Origin of the sequence: Caulobacter flavus (assembly GCF_003722335.1) — a bacterium.
Taxonomy (GTDB): domain Bacteria; phylum Pseudomonadota; class Alphaproteobacteria; order Caulobacterales; family Caulobacteraceae; genus Caulobacter; species Caulobacter flavus.
In genome coordinates this window covers 303,302-318,201 of sequence record NZ_CP026100.1, presented here as the reverse complement: position 1 = coordinate 318,201, position 14,900 = coordinate 303,302, and the positions used below count along the sequence as shown (strand labels likewise).

Annotated in this window: 13 protein-coding genes; 6 read left to right on the top strand and 7 right to left on the bottom strand. The window is 70.5% G+C overall.

What is annotated here, in order from left to right; all coding sequences use genetic code 11:
- The first annotated feature begins 128 nt into the window (after positions 1 to 128).
- The 5 genes from uraH (at position 129) to guaD (ending at position 6,759) form a co-directional block, all read left to right on the top strand.
- Positions 129 to 476 carry a hydroxyisourate hydrolase gene (uraH, locus tag C1707_RS01545; RefSeq protein WP_101712898.1) on the top strand — a complete coding sequence of 116 codons (348 nt, stop codon included), beginning with the start codon at positions 129 to 131 and terminating at the stop codon, positions 474 to 476.
- Between the two features lies 1 nt (position 477).
- Positions 478 to 1,956 carry a xanthine dehydrogenase small subunit gene (gene xdhA / locus C1707_RS01540; protein WP_101712897.1) on the top strand — a complete coding sequence of 493 codons (1,479 nt, stop codon included), beginning with the start codon at positions 478 to 480 and terminating at the stop codon, positions 1,954 to 1,956.
- A complete protein-coding gene (xdhB, locus tag C1707_RS01535) occupies positions 1,949 to 4,285 on the top strand; it encodes a xanthine dehydrogenase molybdopterin binding subunit (RefSeq protein ID WP_101712896.1) in 2,337 nt (778 codons plus the stop codon). The genes xdhA and xdhB overlap by 8 nt, the downstream gene beginning before the upstream one ends.
- Positions 4,286 to 4,463: 178 nt before the next feature.
- Positions 4,464 to 5,489, top strand: a complete 1,026-nt coding sequence (gene xdhC, locus C1707_RS01530) for a xanthine dehydrogenase accessory protein XdhC (protein WP_101712895.1) — start codon at positions 4,464 to 4,466, stop codon at positions 5,487 to 5,489.
- The gene (gene guaD / locus C1707_RS01525; RefSeq protein WP_101712894.1) at positions 5,476 to 6,759 is read left to right on the top strand and encodes a guanine deaminase; all 1,284 of its coding nucleotides are present in this window, start codon (positions 5,476 to 5,478) and stop codon (positions 6,757 to 6,759) included. Before xdhC ends, guaD begins: the two co-directional genes overlap by 14 nt.
- A gap of 123 nt (positions 6,760 to 6,882) precedes the next feature.
- On the opposite strand, the gene C1707_RS01520 is transcribed toward guaD, so the two are convergent.
- The 5 genes from C1707_RS01520 to C1707_RS01500 all read right to left on the bottom strand — a co-directional run bounded on the left by C1707_RS01520 (position 6,883) and on the right by C1707_RS01500 (position 12,400).
- Entirely contained in the window at positions 6,883 to 7,854 is a 972-nt protein-coding gene (locus C1707_RS01520; protein WP_101712893.1) for a nucleoside hydrolase, read from the bottom strand.
- Positions 7,855 to 7,995: 141 nt separating this feature from the next.
- Positions 7,996 to 10,176, bottom strand: coding sequence for a TonB-dependent receptor (locus tag C1707_RS01515; RefSeq protein WP_101712892.1), 2,181 nt, complete (start codon positions 10,174 to 10,176; stop codon positions 7,996 to 7,998).
- Between the two features lie 218 nt (positions 10,177 to 10,394).
- Complete coding sequence (gene hpxZ / locus C1707_RS01510; RefSeq protein WP_101712891.1) at positions 10,395 to 10,796, bottom strand: oxalurate catabolism protein HpxZ; 402 nt, start codon at positions 10,794 to 10,796, stop codon at positions 10,395 to 10,397.
- Positions 10,797 to 10,799: 3 nt separating this feature from the next.
- Entirely contained in the window at positions 10,800 to 12,182 is a 1,383-nt protein-coding gene (locus tag C1707_RS01505; protein ID WP_101712890.1) for an AtzE family amidohydrolase, read from the bottom strand.
- Positions 12,179 to 12,400 (bottom strand): AtzG-like protein, encoded by a 222-nt coding sequence (locus C1707_RS01500; protein WP_101712889.1) that lies wholly within the window; start codon positions 12,398 to 12,400, stop codon positions 12,179 to 12,181. Before C1707_RS01500 ends, C1707_RS01505 begins: the two co-directional genes overlap by 4 nt.
- 249 nt (positions 12,401 to 12,649) lie before the next feature.
- Here C1707_RS01500 and C1707_RS01495 point away from each other — a divergent pair, with 249 nt between their 5' ends.
- Positions 12,650 to 13,597: an acetamidase/formamidase family protein gene (locus C1707_RS01495; RefSeq protein ID WP_101712888.1), complete on the top strand. Its 948-nt coding sequence runs from the start codon at positions 12,650 to 12,652 to the stop codon at positions 13,595 to 13,597.
- A 290-nt stretch (positions 13,598 to 13,887) separates the two neighbouring features.
- Here the strand turns inward: C1707_RS01495 and C1707_RS01490 are convergent, their stop codons facing one another.
- Positions 13,888 to 14,445, bottom strand: a complete 558-nt coding sequence (locus C1707_RS01490) for a TetR/AcrR family transcriptional regulator (RefSeq protein WP_101712887.1) — start codon at positions 14,443 to 14,445, stop codon at positions 13,888 to 13,890.
- A complete protein-coding gene (locus C1707_RS01485; RefSeq protein WP_338032078.1) occupies positions 14,442 to 14,789 on the bottom strand; it encodes a DMT family transporter in 348 nt (115 codons plus the stop codon). The genes C1707_RS01490 and C1707_RS01485 overlap by 4 nt, the downstream gene beginning before the upstream one ends.
- Positions 14,790 to 14,900 lie beyond the last annotated feature (111 nt).

Below are 14,900 nucleotides of genomic sequence, written 5' to 3'. Positions count from 1 at the left end.
CGGGCGCTCCGTGGGCCGGCGCCTGGCCGGCGACGCTGGACAGCGCGCGCGGGCGGCTCCAGCCTTCGGGGGAAGGCGAAAGAGCGTATGATGACCATGACACCGCACGGCGCGAGGAACCAAGGGCGATGAGCGGCCTGACGACCCACATCCTCGACACCGCGGCCGGCCGGCCGGCCGCCGGCGTGGCCGTGCGCGTGCTGCGCCGGATCGAAGGGCCGCCGGTGCTGATCAAGGCCACGACCACCGACGCCGACGGTCGCGCGCGGCTGGTCGAGGGCGAGGCGCTGGAGGTCGGCGGCTATCGCCTGGAGTTCGAGGTGGCCGCCTATTTCGCGGCCAGCGGGGCCAAGGTCTCCGATCCGCCGTTCCTCGACGTGGTGACCATCGATTTCGCGGTGGCCGACGCGGGCCAGCACCACCACGTGCCGCTGCTGGTCTCGCCGTTCGGCTATTCCACCTACCGGGGCAGCTGAGATGGGCGGAACGATCCGTTTCCTGCTGGACGGCGAAGTGCGGGAGGCGGCCGGCGTCGATCCGACCACGACTCTGCTGGAGCATCTGCGCGGACCGCTGCGGCGGACCGGGACCAAGGAAGGCTGCGCCGAGGGCGACTGCGGTTCGTGCACCGTGCTGGTGGGCGAGCTGACCACCGGCGACGACCTGGACCCGGTCAACTGGCGGGCGGTCAATGCCTGCATCCAGTTCCTGCCGATGCTGGACGGCAAGGCGGTGATGACCGTCGAGAGCCTGGCCGTCGGCGACGTGGCTGGGTGCAAGGGAAAGCCGCATCCCGTGCAGCAGGCGCTGATCGACCGGCACGGCTCGCAATGTGGCTTCTGCACGCCGGGCATCGTCATGTCGCTGTACGGCCGGGCGGTGGGCGCCTGCGGGGCGGGGGCGGCGGTCGAGGACGTGCTGGCGGGGAATCTCTGCCGCTGCACCGGCTACGGGCCGATCCTGGATGCGGCCCGGGCCGTGACGCGCGAGGCCGCGCCCGACGTGGCCGCGCCGCTGCGGGCGATCCAGCGCGAGACGATGCTGAGCCTGGCCCACGAGGATCCGGTGCGCGGCGTCACGCGCCGCTGGCTGGCGCCGCGCGGCCTGGCCGAACTGGCCGCCGCCGCCGAGGCCAATCCCGACGCCGCCTTCGTGGCCGGGGCCACGGACGTCGGCCTGTGGGTGACCAAGCTGAGGAAGCCGCCGCAGACCCTGATCGACATCGGCCGCATGCCCGAACTGAAGACCATCGGCCGGGTGGGCGACGCCTTACGGATCGGCGCGGGGGTGCGCTACGTCGAGGCCATCGAGACCCTGAGCGCCCGCCATCCGGGCCTGGCCGACATGATGCGGCGGCTGGGTTCGACCCAGGTGCGCAACAGCGGCACGATCGGCGGCAACATCGCCAACGGCTCGCCGATCGGCGACATGCCGCCGGCCCTGATCGCCTTGGGCGCCGTGCTGGTGCTGCGCCGGGGCGAGCAGGTCCGCGAGATGCCGCTGGAGGACTTCTTCGTCGCCTACGGACAGCAGGACCGCCAGCCGGGCGAGTTCGTCGAGGCGGTGATCGTGCCGCGTGGTCCGGACGGCCAGATCTTCAAGGTCTACAAGCTGTCCAAGCGCTTCGACCAGGACATCTCGGCCGTCTGCGGGGCCTTCGCGATTACCGTGGTCGACGGCGTGGTGATCGAGGCCCGCGTGGCCTTCGGCGGCATGGCCGGCACGCCCAGCCGGGCCGGCGCCTGCGAGGCGGCGCTGATCGGCGCGCCGTGGACGCGCGAGAGCGTCGAGGCGGCGGCCGCGAAACTGGACGAGGACTACACGCCGCTGTCGGACATGCGGGCCTCGGCGGCCTATCGCGCCACGACGGCGCGCAACCTCCTGATCCGCGCCTTCCTCGAAAGCGCCCAGCCGGGCGTGGCGACCAGCGTGCTGGCGGAGGCGGCCCATGGCTGACTCCGGCGCTTCGCTGAAAGTCACCCCGTTCCAGGGCGTGCACGCCTCGGTTCCGCACGACAGCGCCCTGCGCCACGTGACGGGAACGGCGATCTATGTCGACGACCTGCCCGAGCCGGCGGGGATGCTGCATGTGCACCTGGGCATGAGCACGCGGGCCCACGCGCGGATCGTATCAATGGACCTGTCGGCCGTGCGGGCCTCGCCCGGCGTGGTGCGGGTGCTGACCGCCGACGACATTCCCGGCGAGAACGACGTCAGCCCGGTGATCCACGACGACAGGCTGTTCGCGCAGGGCGAGGTCTATTGCGTCGGCCAGAGCCTGTTCGCCGTGGCGGCGACCTCGATCGCCGCCGCCCGCGCCGCCGCCGCCAAGGCCGTGGTCGAGTACGAGGACCTGCCGGCGGCGATCACGATCGGGCAGGCCCAGGCGCTGGACCTGAAGATCGAGGCCAGCCAGCGCATGGCGCGCGGCGATGCGGCCGTCGCGCTGGAAGCCGCGTCCAAGCGCATCCAGGGCCGGTTCGCGATCGGCGGCCAGGACCACTTCTATCTCGAGGGCCAGGCCTCGCTGGCCACGCCGCGCGAGGAGGGCGACGTCCACGTCTGGTGCTCCACCCAGCATCCGACCGAGGTGCAGCACCTGATCGCCCGCGTGCTGGGCCGGCCCGACCACGCCGTGACGGTGGAGGTGCGCCGCATGGGCGGCGGCTTCGGCGGCAAGGAGACGCAGGCCTCGCTGTTCGCGGCGGCCGCGGCCCTGGTCGCGGTCAAGACCGGCCGTCCGGCCAAGTGCCGGCCCGACCGCGACGAGGACATGGTCATGACCGGCAAGCGGCATGACTTCGAGGTCGCCTACGACGTCGGGTACGACGGCGAGGGCCGGCTGGAAGGAATCCGGCTGGAGCTGGCTTCGCGCTGTGGGGCGACCACGGACCTGTCGCCGGCCATCAACGACCGGGCGATGTTCCACGCCGACAACGCCTACTACCTGCCGGCGGTCGAGATCGTCTCGCACCGCTGGCGCACCCACACCGTCTCCAACACCGCCTTCCGGGGCTTCGGCGGGCCGCAGGGCATGGCGGCGATCGAGCGGGTGATGGACGCGGTGGCGCAGGCGACCGGACTGGACCCGCTGGAGGTGCGCCGGCGCAACCTCTATGGCGGGGGCGGGCGCAACCTGACGCCCTACTACCAGGTGGTCGAGGACAACGTCGCGCCGCAGCTGATCGAGGATCTGGCGCGGTCGTGCGACTACGAGGCCCGGCAGCGGGCGGTCGAGGCCTTCAACGCCGGAAGTCCGATCCTCAAGAAGGGCCTGGCCCTGACGCCGGTGAAGTTCGGGGTCTCGTTCACGACCACCCACCTGAACCAGGCTGGGGCCCTGATCCACATCTACGCCGACGGCTCGATCATGCTGAACCACGGCGGGACCGAGATGGGGCAGGGGCTCTACATCAAGGTGGCGCAGGTGGCGGCCGAGGCCTTTCAGGTTCCGCTCGAGCGCGTGAAGATCACCGCGACCACCACCGACAAGGTGCCCAACACCTCGGCCACGGCCGCCTCGTCGGGCGCGGACCTCAACGGCATGGCGGTGCTGGACGCGGCGGGCAAGCTGAAGGGGCGCCTCGTCGCCTTCGCCGCCGAGAAGTGGGGCGTGGATCCCTCGCAGGTGGCCTTCACGCCCGACGGCGTGCGGATCGGCGGACAGACGCTGAGCTTCCCCGACCTGTGCCGCCAGGCCTATCTGGCGCGAATCTCGCTGTCGGCCACCGGCTTCTATGCCACGCCCAAGATCGCCTACGACCGCAAGACCCATCGGGGGCGGCCGTTCTACTACTTCGCCTATGGCGCGGCCTGCAGCGAGGTGGTGATCGACACCCTGACCGGCGAGACCAAGGTGCTGCGCGCCGACATCCTGCACGACGTGGGCCGCTCGCTGAACCCGGCCATCGACCTTGGCCAGGTGGAGGGCGGCTTCATCCAGGGCATGGGCTGGCTGACCACAGAGGAGCTGGTCTACGACGCCAAGGGCGTGCTGAAGACCCACGCGCCCTCGACCTACAAGATCCCGACCGCGAGCGACCGGCCGCGCGTGCTGAACATCAATCTGTGGGAGCCGGGCCGCAACGCCGAGCCGACCGTCCACCGCTCGAAGGCCGTGGGCGAGCCGCCGCTGATGCTGGCGATCTCGGTGTTCAGCGCCATCACGCGGGCGGTGGCTTCGGTCGCCGACCACAAGGTGATGCCGAACCTCGATGCGCCGGCGACGCCGGAGGCGGTGCTGATGGCGGTCGAGGACGTGCGGAGGAGGGCCGCCGATGCCTAGGGGGCTCGCCGCTTACGTCAAACCTCTCCCGAAGGGAGAGGGAGGGGCCCGCGCCGTCAGGCGTGGGAGGGTGAGGGGTTACATCCCTGGCCGCCCTATCCCCTCACCCTCCCACCGCTGCGCGGCGGGCCCCTCCCTCTCCCCATGGGAGAGGGAGGCGTTCGTGGGAGCGGCCTAGATGCTGGCGACCCACAGGAACTGGGCCCGCGCCGCCCTGTCGCGTCTCGACGCCAATGACAACGCCGCCCTGGTCACGGTGCTGGCCACCGAGGGCTCGGCCCCGCGCGAGGCGGGGACCAAGATGGTGGTCTGGGACGGCGGCCAGTCGGGCACGATCGGCGGCGGCAATCTGGAGCATCAGGCGACCAGTCAGGCGCGGCGGATGCTGACCGGCTCGCAGGCGGCCTTTGCGATCCAGGACTATCCGCTGGGGCCGCTGCTGGCCCAGTGCTGCGGCGGCCGGGTACGGCTGATGATCGAGCGGGTCGAGGCGGCCAGCCGCGACTGGCTGACCGAGGCCGCGCGGCGCATGGACGCCGACCAGCCGTTCGAGCTGCGCACGCGCTTCGACCCGGGCCTGCTGACCAAGACCATCGCGCCGATCGCGGCGCTGGACGCCGATCCGCCGGCCGTCGTGCTGGGCGGGACGCGCGCCGCCGCGCGCGGGCCGCGCCCGGACCTCGGCGACGAGCTGGTCGAGCGCAGCGAGGCGCCCCGCCGGCCGCTGTTGCTGTTCGGGGCCGGCCATGTGGGCCAGGCCATCGCCCGGGCCTTCGCGCCGCTGCCGTTCAGGCTGTTCTGGTACGACAGCCGGCCCGAGGCCGCCGAGATCCCCGGCGTCACCGTGCGCGAGCCGGCCGAGCTGGCGGCGCTGGCCATGGGGGCGACGGGCGAGGCCTACGGCCTGGTGCTGACCCACGACCACGCCCTGGACTACGCCCTGACTTCGGCGGGTCTGGCCGGCGGCGGGTTTGCCTATCTGGGTCTGATCGGCTCGAAGACCAAACGGGCGCGGTTCATGCACCGCCTGCGCGACGACGGCTTTTCGGCGCTGGCGCTCAACCGGCTGACCTGTCCGATCGGCCTGCCGGGCCTGAAGAGCAAGGCGCCGGAGGTGATCGCCGTGTCGGTGGCCGCCGACCTGCTGATGCGGCTAGAAGCGGCGCAGGCCCGCAACGACGAGGGACAGAGTGCGAGCGTTTAGGGCGTCGATCCTCCACCTGCTCGGGGATCCGACGGAGAACGGGGAGGCGGTCGCCTTCCACGAGGACGGCCTGCTGGTCGTGGACGAGGGCCGGGTGGTCGCGTGCGGCGACCATGCCGAACTGGCGGGCGCCTATGCCGGTGTTCCGGTCGAGGACCTGTCGGGTCATTGGATCACGCCGGGCTTCATCGACACCCACATCCACTTTCCGCAGGTCGACATCGTCGCCGCCCACGGCGCGCAGCTGCTGGACTGGCTGGAGCAGCACACCTTTCCGGCCGAGGCCGCCTTCGCCGATCCCGGGCACGCCCGCGAGGCGGCGACCTTCTTCGTCGACGAGCTGCTGCGCAACGGCACCACCACGGCGCTGGTGTTCGGCTCGGTGCACAGGGGATCGGTCGAGGCGCTGTTCGCCGAGGCCCTGTCGCGCGACATGCGGCTGATCGCCGGCAAGGCGCTGATGGACCGCAACGCTCCGCCGGGCCTGACCGACACGGTCGAGGGCGCGCGGGCCGACATGGAAGGCCTGATCGCCGACTGGCACGGCAAGGGACGGCTGGGCTACGCGGTCACGCCGCGCTTCGCCATCAGCTGCACCGACGCGCAGCTGGAGATGGCCGGCCAGGTGCTGGCCGAGAACCCCGGCGTCTGGATGCAGACCCACCTGTCGGAGAACCCGCGCGAGATCGTCGAGACCGCCGAGCTGTTCCCCGGGGCGAGCGACTATCTGGACGTCTACGAGCGCTTCGGCCTGGTGGGGAAGCGTTCGGTCTTCGCCCACTGCGTCCACCTGCAGGGCGAGGCGTTCCAGCGGCTGGCGGCCAAGGACGCGGCGGTGTCGTTCTGCCCGACCTCGAACCTGTTCTTGGGCTCTGGCCTCTTCCCGCTGCCGACCGCCTGCCAACACGGGGTGAAGGTGGGGATCGGCACCGACGTCGGGGCTGGCACGACTTTCTCGATCCTCCACACCCTGGGCGAGGCCTACAAGGTGGGGCAGTTGCGGGGGCAGGCGCTGGATCCGTTCCACGCCCTGTACCTGGCGACGCTGGGCGGGGCGCGGGCGCTGGATCTCGACGACCGCATCGGCAATCTGGCGCCCGGCAAGGAGGCCGACTTCCTGGTGCTGGACCTGGCGGCGACGCCGCTGCTGGCGCGCCGGCTCAAGGCGGCCAAGGGGCTGGAGGACCGGCTGTTCGCCCTGACCGTGCTGGGCGACGACCGCGTGGTCGCCCGGACGTATCTGGCGGGCGTGGAGCGGTGGCGCAGATAGGGAAAAGGCCGCGCGATGCGCGGCCCCCTCCGGCCCTTCGGGCCACCTCCCCCTGAGGGGGAGGATCTTTCGCGGCGTAGATGCTCCCCCTCTGGGGGAGCTGTCGCGGAGCGACTGAGTGGGTCAGCCCCCGGCCACCACCCCGTTCATCGTCCGCGCATACAGCGCCAGCAGCCTGTCCGCGTCGACCGCGATCGCGGCGCTGTGGATCGGCTGGTCGTCCCAGGCCGACGGGCCGAAGAGCTCGCCTTCCACCTTCTGCAGGGTCTGGCCGAGCGCGATGCCCTCGGTGACGACGCGCACCGAGCCGCGGCGGACTTCGAACAGGCTCTCGTCGATGACGTAGGCCACGGCGGCGGCGTCGTGGACGCAGCAGCCGACGATGCCGTCGCGGCCGCCGTAGAAGGCCGCGTACGGCTTGGAGATGGCGTTGAGGAACTCGCCCGCCGGACCGGCCGAGGCTTCCAGCGCCTCCATGAAGTCGGGGCTCATGATCACCTGGGTGGTGACGTCCAGGCCGATGACGGTGACGTGCCAGGGGGCGGTGAAGACGCGGTCGGCGGCTTCCGGGTCGTTCCAGATGTTGGCCTCGGCCACCGGCGTGACGTTGCCCGGCTTGCCGGCGACGGCGAAGGCGCCGCCCATGATCACCACGCCCTTGAGCAGGGTGGCGACTTCCGGATCGGCGTCCAGCGCCAGGGCCAGGTTGGTCAGCGGGCCGACGGCCACAAGGGTGATCTCGCCGGGATTGGCGCGGGCCAGGTCGATGATCGCCTGGTGGGCCGGCTTGGCTTCGGGCTCGGCGGCCACCAGGCCGGTCAGCTCGACGTCGCCCAGGCCGTTCTCGCCGTGCACGAAGGTGGGCGAGGGGTTGCGCGGGCGGCGGAGCGGCTTGTCTGTGCCCTTGTAGACCGGGGCGGCCAGGCCGAAGCGGTTCTTCAGGTAGAGGGCGTTGCGGGTGGTGGTGTCGATGTCGGCGTTGCCGAACACGGTCGTCACGGCCACCAGGTCGAGCGCCGGGCTGGCCTCGATGAACAGCAGGGCCATGGCGTCGTCGATGCCGGGATCGGTGTCGAAGATGATCTTGGTCGTCATCGGTCTTCTTGTCTGCGGCCCCGGCGGGAGGCCGGGAAAGCCGACGACCTTAGCCGCCCCAGACGGCGCGGGCATGTCAAAACGACAACGGCCCGGGCGTTTTCACGCCCGGGCCGCCGTTTGCTTCAAGCTTTCGTTCGCTTAGCAGCGGGCGCTCAGCGAGATGCCGACCACGCGCGGCTCGTTGACGAAGCCGGTCAGGTTGTTGAAGTCGATGCCGCCGCGCAGGTTCACCTCGTTGGTGATGTTGCGGGCGAACACGGCCACTTCGTACGCGCCGTCGGTGCGGGCGTAGCCCAGCTTCAGGCCGCCTTCGAACGTGTCCTTGCTGTTGAACTCCTTGCTCTCGTAGAGGAAGAGGTTCGTGTAGCCCTGACGGAACCAGTCGGTTTCGGCGAACAGTTCGCCGCCCGCGCCGACCGGCACGTTGTAGCGAGCGCCGAAGTTCAGGATGTATTCCGGCGCGTTCGGGAACGGGTTGCCGTTGACCAGGGCCTGGCCGGCGCTGTTCTTCGGGTCGGTCACGGTGCACTGGGCGCAGACGGCCACGGCCAGGCCCGAGTCCTTGATCTTGGTGTGGCTGTAGCTGTAGCCGGCGGTGACCAGCAGGTTCGAGGTCACCTTCCACTCGCCGTCCAGCTCGACGCCGTAGGCCTCGCCCTTCTTGGCGTTGATCAGGCGGTTGGAGTTGCTGCCGCCGCCGACCGCGCTGAACTGCGGGTCGTCGATGGTGTAGGTGAACACCGCGCCGTTCAGGCGGACGCGACGCTCGAACAGCTCGCTTTTGACGCCGGCTTCCCACGACAGGATGGTTTCCGACTGGGCGACCGAGGCCGGGCTGCCGAAGGCGATGTCACGACCCTGGATCGACGGACCGCGGAAGCCGCGGGCCACCTTGCCGTAGACGCTGACGTCGTCGTTGACGGCATAGAAGGCCGACAGGTCCCAGCTGGCCTGGCTGTCGGAGACCGACACCGGGGCCGAGGCGCCGAACGGCGAGGACAGGACTTCCATGTCCTTGTCGTCGTCGGTCCAGCGGACGCCGGCGGTCACCTTCAGGGCGTCGGTCACCTGATAGGTGCCCTGGCCGAACACGGCCCACGAGGTGTTCTTGTGCTCCAGGGTGCTGGGGGCGACGAAGAACGGGTTGGTCGAGACGGTGAAGGCCGACTTGAAGTAGTAGGCGCCGACCTGCCAGGCCAGCTTGCCGTCGGTGTCGCTGGCCAGGCGGATTTCCTGGGTGACCTGGTCGAGGTCGCCGATGGCGTCCTGGGTGTCGGAGTCGAACGGGATGAAGCCCGGGCCGACGCCGGCCACGCCGCCGTCGATGTCGCCGCGGCTGCGGCCCTTGGCGGTTTCGTAGGCGCTGATCGAGGTCAGCTTCACGCCGCCGAAGTCATGGTCGATCTTCAGCGAGACGCCGGTCGAGTCGTATTCCTGCGGGTTGTTGGCGCCGCCGTTGTACGAAACCTTGTCGCGGTCGAAGTTCGAATTGATCTTGTTGCTGCCGGCCGTGAGGATGTTGGCGCGGAACACCGCCGCCGTGCCGTCCAGCGAACGGGTGTGGGCGATGGCCAGGATCGAGGTGTCCTCGGTCGGGGTGGCCAGGATCTGCAGGCGGGCAGCCTTCTCGTTGTAACCGCCCAGAGCGTCCTTCACGCCGGTGAAGCTGTTGTCGATGTAGTCGTCGCGGTGCTGGTACAGGGCCGAGGCGCGGACGGCCAGCTTGCCCGGGACGATGGCGCCGCCGACGCCGCCTTCGAAGGTGGCCGAGCCGTACGAGCCGTAGGTAGCCGCGCCGTTGGCGCGGAAGTCCTCGCTCGGCTTCACCGTGTCGAACTTGACGATGCCGGCGGTGGTGTTGCGGCCAAACAGCGTGCCTTGCGGGCCGCGCAGGACTTCGACCTGCTCGACGTCATAGACCGGCGAGCTCTTGAGCACGACGTTCTCGAGGACGACGTCGTCCATGATCACCGACACCGGCTGCGAGGCGGCCAGGTCGAAGTCGGCGTTGCCCAGGCCCCGGATGTAGAAGCGCGGGGCGGCGCGGCCGTTGGAGCTTTCGATGTAGAGGCCGGGGACGCGGCTCGACAGGGCCAGCACGTCTTCGCCGGCGGCGAAGATCGAGGCCAGCTTCTCGCCCGAGACGGCGGCGACGGAGACCGGCACGTCCTGGATGTTTTCCGAGCGCTTCTGGGCGGTGACGATCACGTCGTCGAGGGCGACGGCGGCGTCCTGGGCGAAGGCCGGGGCCGCGACGGCGGCGGCCAGCAGGAGAGCGCCGAACGCGGCGCCCGAGCGCAGCTTGGCTTGATTGGTCATGTCGAAATCCCCTTCGAACACCGGTGGAGGAGCCGGTTGCGGGGTGCAATGCACAATGGCGTCGCCGAAATCAAAAGGCTTGATGACGACTCGGTATCGACTCCGTGAAGTTTGTTCGGGGCGTGTCACTATTTGACCACGCTGCGACATCGGCGCCCAAAACTAGATCATAAGTCAGGACATACTTACTTATTGTCCTTGAGCGGAGCTTCTGGAGCTTATGGCGCAAGGCGTTGGTCGGCGCCGCCCTGAAGCAGCGAAACGTGCGCGGAAACGATTTTCCAGCCGTCTTCGGTGCGCAGCCAGGTCTGGCTCTGGCGACCGGGCTGTTTTGCCCCGGTTCTGAGGAATTCGACGTTGGCGATCGCGAAATCACGCCCAAAAGTGGTGATTTCGGTCCGAAGGCGTTCGCGCAGCGGCGAGCCGCCGGCCCGTCCGATTCGAAAGGCGGCGATCTCGGCGAAGCCGTAGAGGTTCTCGGCGACGCCGTAGCGGACGGTTTGCGGCGCGTCGCGGAAGAAGCCGTCCAGCGCCTCGACGTCGTTGGTCATCAGCGCGGTTTCATAGGCGTCGACGGCGGCGGTGACCTGCGCCAGCACGTCGGGGGCGTTGACGATCATCTTCTAGGCTCCTGCAGGACGGTGGGCGGCGATGACGCCGGCGCGCTCCAGGCGCAGGGCGGCGGCGAAGGCCAGGTCCTCGCGCCAGGCCGGCGCGATCAGCTGCACGCCGACCGGCGGCTTGCCTGGGCGGTTCACCGGAGCGGCGATCACCGGCAGGCCGATATAGCTGATCGGCTGGGTGTAGGCCCCCAGCGTCTTGCGCACCGAAACCTGCGCGCCGGCCAGTTCCATGGTCGCCTGGCCGATGGGCGGGGCAGGGCAGGGGGCGACCGGGGCCAGCAGCAGGTCGAAGTCCTCGAACAGCTTGCGGGCCGCGTCGCGGAACACGGGGCGATAGCGATGGGCTGCCTGGGCCACGCCATCGGGCAGCAGGGCGCCGGCCAGCAGGCGGTCGCGCACGGCCGGGTCGTAGTCGAGGGCGCGGGCGGCCAGGTCGTCGAAATGCAGCTGCCCGCCTTCAGAGGCCGACATCGCGAAGGCGGCGGCGCGGGCGGCCTGGGCGCCGGGCAGCTCGACGTCGCGGCGGGCCTGCAGCGCGTCGGCGACGATCTCCAGCGCCTCGGCCACCTCGGGGAAGGCGCCTTGCTGGAACCAGCCGCCCAGCACCCCGACGCGCAGGGGCTGATCGGCCAGGGCGTCGAGGCGACCCGACAGCGGATCGGCGACCGGCGGCGACAGCGCGTCGCGCGGGTCGGGACCCTGCAGGGCGTCGTAGGCGGTCGCGAGGTCGGCGGCCGTGCGGGCGAACGGGCCGATGTGGTCGAGGCTGTGCACGAACGGGAAGGTTCCCGCCCGCGACAGCCGGCCCAGGGTGGGCTTCATGCCGAACACGCCGCACAGGCCGGCGGGGATGCGGATAGAGCCGTTGGTGTCCGAGCCCAGGGTCAGGGGCAGGATCCCGGCCGACACGGCGGCGGCCGAGCCGCCCGACGAGCCGCCGGCGATGCGGGACGGGTCGTGGGGGTTGCGGGTGGGGCCGTCGTGGGCGTTCTCGGTGACGAAGCCGTAGGCGAACTCGTCCATGTTCAGCGCGCCGATCAGCACCGCCCCAGCCGCCTTCAGCTTGGCGACGGCGGTGGCGTCGGCGCTGGCGGGGGCGGCGTCGCGGCGGATCCTGGATCCGGCCAGGGTGACGTGGCCGGCCACGTCGAACAGGTTCTTGACCGCGAAGGGGACGCCGGCCAGCGGGCCGGGGTCGACGCCGGCCGCGAGAGCGGCGTCCACGGCGTCGGCCTGGACCAGGGCCTCGGCCTCGAACACGGCGGTGAAGGCGTTGAACGGCTCGGCCCTGGCGGCGGCCAGGGCGCGCTGGGCGATCTCGCGGGCGGTGGCGCGACCTTCGCGCAGGGCGCGGCCCAGGCCCTGGATGGTGTCGAAGCTCACGGCTCGAACGCCTCCGCCGGAGCGTCCGCCTCGCTCTGGCCGGCGAGCTCGCCACAGAACAGGGCGGTCTGGTCGCGCAGCAGGGCGAGGTTCTCGGCGACGCCGGCGCGACAGCTCTCGGGAACGGGCAGGCCAAGCTCGGCGCTGCGGCGATCCAGATAGGCGGCGACCTTGGCGTCGGTGAGGTTTTGGAAGGCCGACAGATCGCCGCCCGACATGGGAAGTCACTCACGCTAGGAAGTAATTGAATACTTCATAGCCAGCCGACGATAACGCCGCCAGCACGGGTTTTTCAAGCGCTTAAGCTGGGCCGATCGCCCGCTGTTTGCGCGGCGTGGGGGCAGCGGGCGCCCAGGGCGGAGGCAGGTTTCGCAAAGCGGGGCGGCGGCGGCGGCGCGCGCTTCGCCCCGGCGGCGGCGCGGCCGGAGAGTGGAGGCCGTCTTCAAGCCTCCGGTTCGCTTCGCGCCATGCATCATCACCTCGCCTCCACCCCGCAGACCGTCCGCTTCGGCATCTTCGACGCGGCCTTCGACCCGGTCCTGACCGTTCAGTCGGGCGACAGCGTCACCTTCGACTGCGTTTCCGGCGGGCCCGAGGTCATGCCCAGCGCGGAGTCGTGGCTGACCATCCCGCCGGCCCTGCAGGCGATCCACGACGCGAAGCTGGATCGCATCGGGCCGCACATCCTCACGGGACCCGTGGCGATCGCCGGGGCCGAGCCGGGCGACACCCTGGAGGTGCGGATCGAGTCGGTGGAGCCCAACAACGACTGGGGCTACTGCGCGGTGCGGCCGCTGGCCGGCACGATCCCGGAGGACTTCCCCGATCGCTATGTCAGCCACATTGCCGTCGACAGGGCGCGCGGGGTCTGCAAGCCGGAGTGGGGGCCGCAACTGCCGCTGAAGCCGTTCTTCGGCACCATGGGCGTGGCCCCGCCGGCCAAGTACGGCCGGCTTTCCAGCCGCGAGCCGCGTGAGCACGGCGGCAACATGGACAACAAGGAACTAGGCGCGGGCGCGACCCTCTATCTGCCGGTCTGGGTTCCCGGCGCCAACTTCTCGGCCGGCGACGGCCATGGCCGCCAGGGCGACGGCGAGGTCTGCGTCAACGCCCTGGAGATGGGCCTGACCGGGACCTTCACCTTCATCCTGCACAAGGCGTCGGAGGTGGGCGTGGCGACCTGGCCGCGCGCCGAGACGCCGACCCACTGGATCGTCATGGGCTTCAACGAGGACCTGGACCTGGCGATGAAGCAGGCCCTGCGCGGCATGATCGACTTCATCTGCGCCCGCTCGAGCCTCACCCGCGTGCAGGCCTATCAGTTCTGCTCGCTGGCCGTGGACTTCCGGGTGACCCAGACCGTCAACGGCGAGAAGGGCGTGCACGGCATGCTGGAGAAGGGCGTGCTGTTCTGAGGTGTTTCTCCTCCCCCGTGAAACGGGGGAGGGGGACCGCGAAGCGGTGGAGGGGGCGAGGCTGGGCTCCGTGCCGGCGGTCGCCCCATCCGTCACGGCGCTGATAGCGCCGCGCCACCTTCCCCGCTCTGCGAGGAGGAGAAAAAGGCGTCGCCGGTGAGAACTAGGCTGCCGTCGGCGTCTCTTGCAGCGGTTCGGTCGGTATTTCCTCGTCAGGCGCGACTGGCGCCAGCGTGGCCTCGTCGTCCGCCTCCGCCAGCAGCGCCCAGTGGGTTCGGAAAAAGCCCATCTCAGCCCTCCCGTGTCATGGCGATGAGGCGGGCCTGCAGCGCCTCGGGCGTCTCGGGGCCGGGGTCGCCGTCGTGCAGCACGCGGGCGAACCAGTAGCCGTCGGCGGCCAGGCGCACGACGTTCAGGCGCGGGTCGGAGTCGGTGTCGGCGTGCCGGGCCAGGCGGGCGTCGACCCAGTCGCGCCAGCGGCGGCGCAGGGCCGGGTCGGTGACCATCGAAATCGACAGGGCCTGGCCGCTGAGCGCCATGTCGCAGCACTCGAAGGTCGAGATCACGTAGGCGCGGGTGAAGCAGCCTTGCTCGGCGTCGTCGGCCATCAGGCGGTCGAGCACCGCCTCCATCTGCTCGAGCATGAAGTCGAAGACGGCGTCGATCAGCGCCTGCTTGTTGGCGAAATGGTGGAAGAGACCGCCCTTGGTCACGCCAGCGCGGTCGGCCACCGCCTGGACCGTGATGCCGCCCAGACCCTGCTCCTCTGCCAGGGCGACGGCGGCCTCCAGCAGGGCGCGGCGCACCTGCTCGGGCTGCTTGGGGCGGTTGTAGGCGGTGGTGTTCATGCGTGGCTCAGGGTGCGCGAGAACAGCTGGGCGACCACCACGCCGCTGACGATCAGGCTGATGCCGATCATCGCCGGCAGGTCGAGCATCTGGCGGAAGAGGACGGCGCCGATCACCGCGGTCAGCACGATCCCGACGCCGCTCCAGATGGCGTAGGCGATGGCCAGGGGCATGTGCTTGAGCGCGATCGACAGCAGGAAGAAGGCCAGGGCGTAGAGGCCGGCCGTGGCGATGCTGGGCAGCAGCTTCGTGAACTGCTCGGACTTCTGCAGGAAGGTGGTGCCGGCCACCTCGGCGACGATGGCGCCGGCGAGCATGGCGTAGGCGGAAGCAGGGACGGACACGGCACACCTCGGGCGGGGAGGTCTTTAAGATACCGCGCGGTTGGTTTGTTTTCGAGGCGGCAAGACCCCCTCAGTCGGCTCCGCCGACAGCTCCCACAGAGGGGGAGCATC

Excerpts from the sequence above, each read along its gene's own strand:
- uraH (WP_101712898.1), top strand. The coding sequence starts at position 129 with ATGAGCGGCCTGACGACCCACATCCTCGACACCGCGGCCGGCCGGCCG.
- xdhA (WP_101712897.1), top strand. The coding sequence starts at position 478 with ATGGGCGGAACGATCCGTTTCCTGCTGGACGGCGAAGTGCGGGAGGCG.
- xdhB (WP_101712896.1), top strand. The coding sequence starts at position 1,949 with ATGGCTGACTCCGGCGCTTCGCTGAAAGTCACCCCGTTCCAGGGCGTG.
- xdhC (WP_101712895.1), top strand. The coding sequence starts at position 4,464 with ATGCTGGCGACCCACAGGAACTGGGCCCGCGCCGCCCTGTCGCGTCTC.
- C1707_RS01520 (WP_101712893.1), bottom strand. The coding sequence starts at position 7,854 with ATGACGACCAAGATCATCTTCGACACCGATCCCGGCATCGACGACGCC.
- C1707_RS01515 (WP_101712892.1), bottom strand. The coding sequence starts at position 10,176 with ATGACCAATCAAGCCAAGCTGCGCTCGGGCGCCGCGTTCGGCGCTCTC.
- hpxZ (WP_101712891.1), bottom strand. The coding sequence starts at position 10,796 with ATGATCGTCAACGCCCCCGACGTGCTGGCGCAGGTCACCGCCGCCGTC.
- C1707_RS01500 (WP_101712889.1), bottom strand. The coding sequence starts at position 12,400 with ATGTCGGGCGGCGATCTGTCGGCCTTCCAAAACCTCACCGACGCCAAG.
- C1707_RS01495 (WP_101712888.1), top strand. The coding sequence starts at position 12,650 with ATGCATCATCACCTCGCCTCCACCCCGCAGACCGTCCGCTTCGGCATC.
- C1707_RS01490 (WP_101712887.1), bottom strand. The coding sequence starts at position 14,445 with ATGAACACCACCGCCTACAACCGCCCCAAGCAGCCCGAGCAGGTGCGC.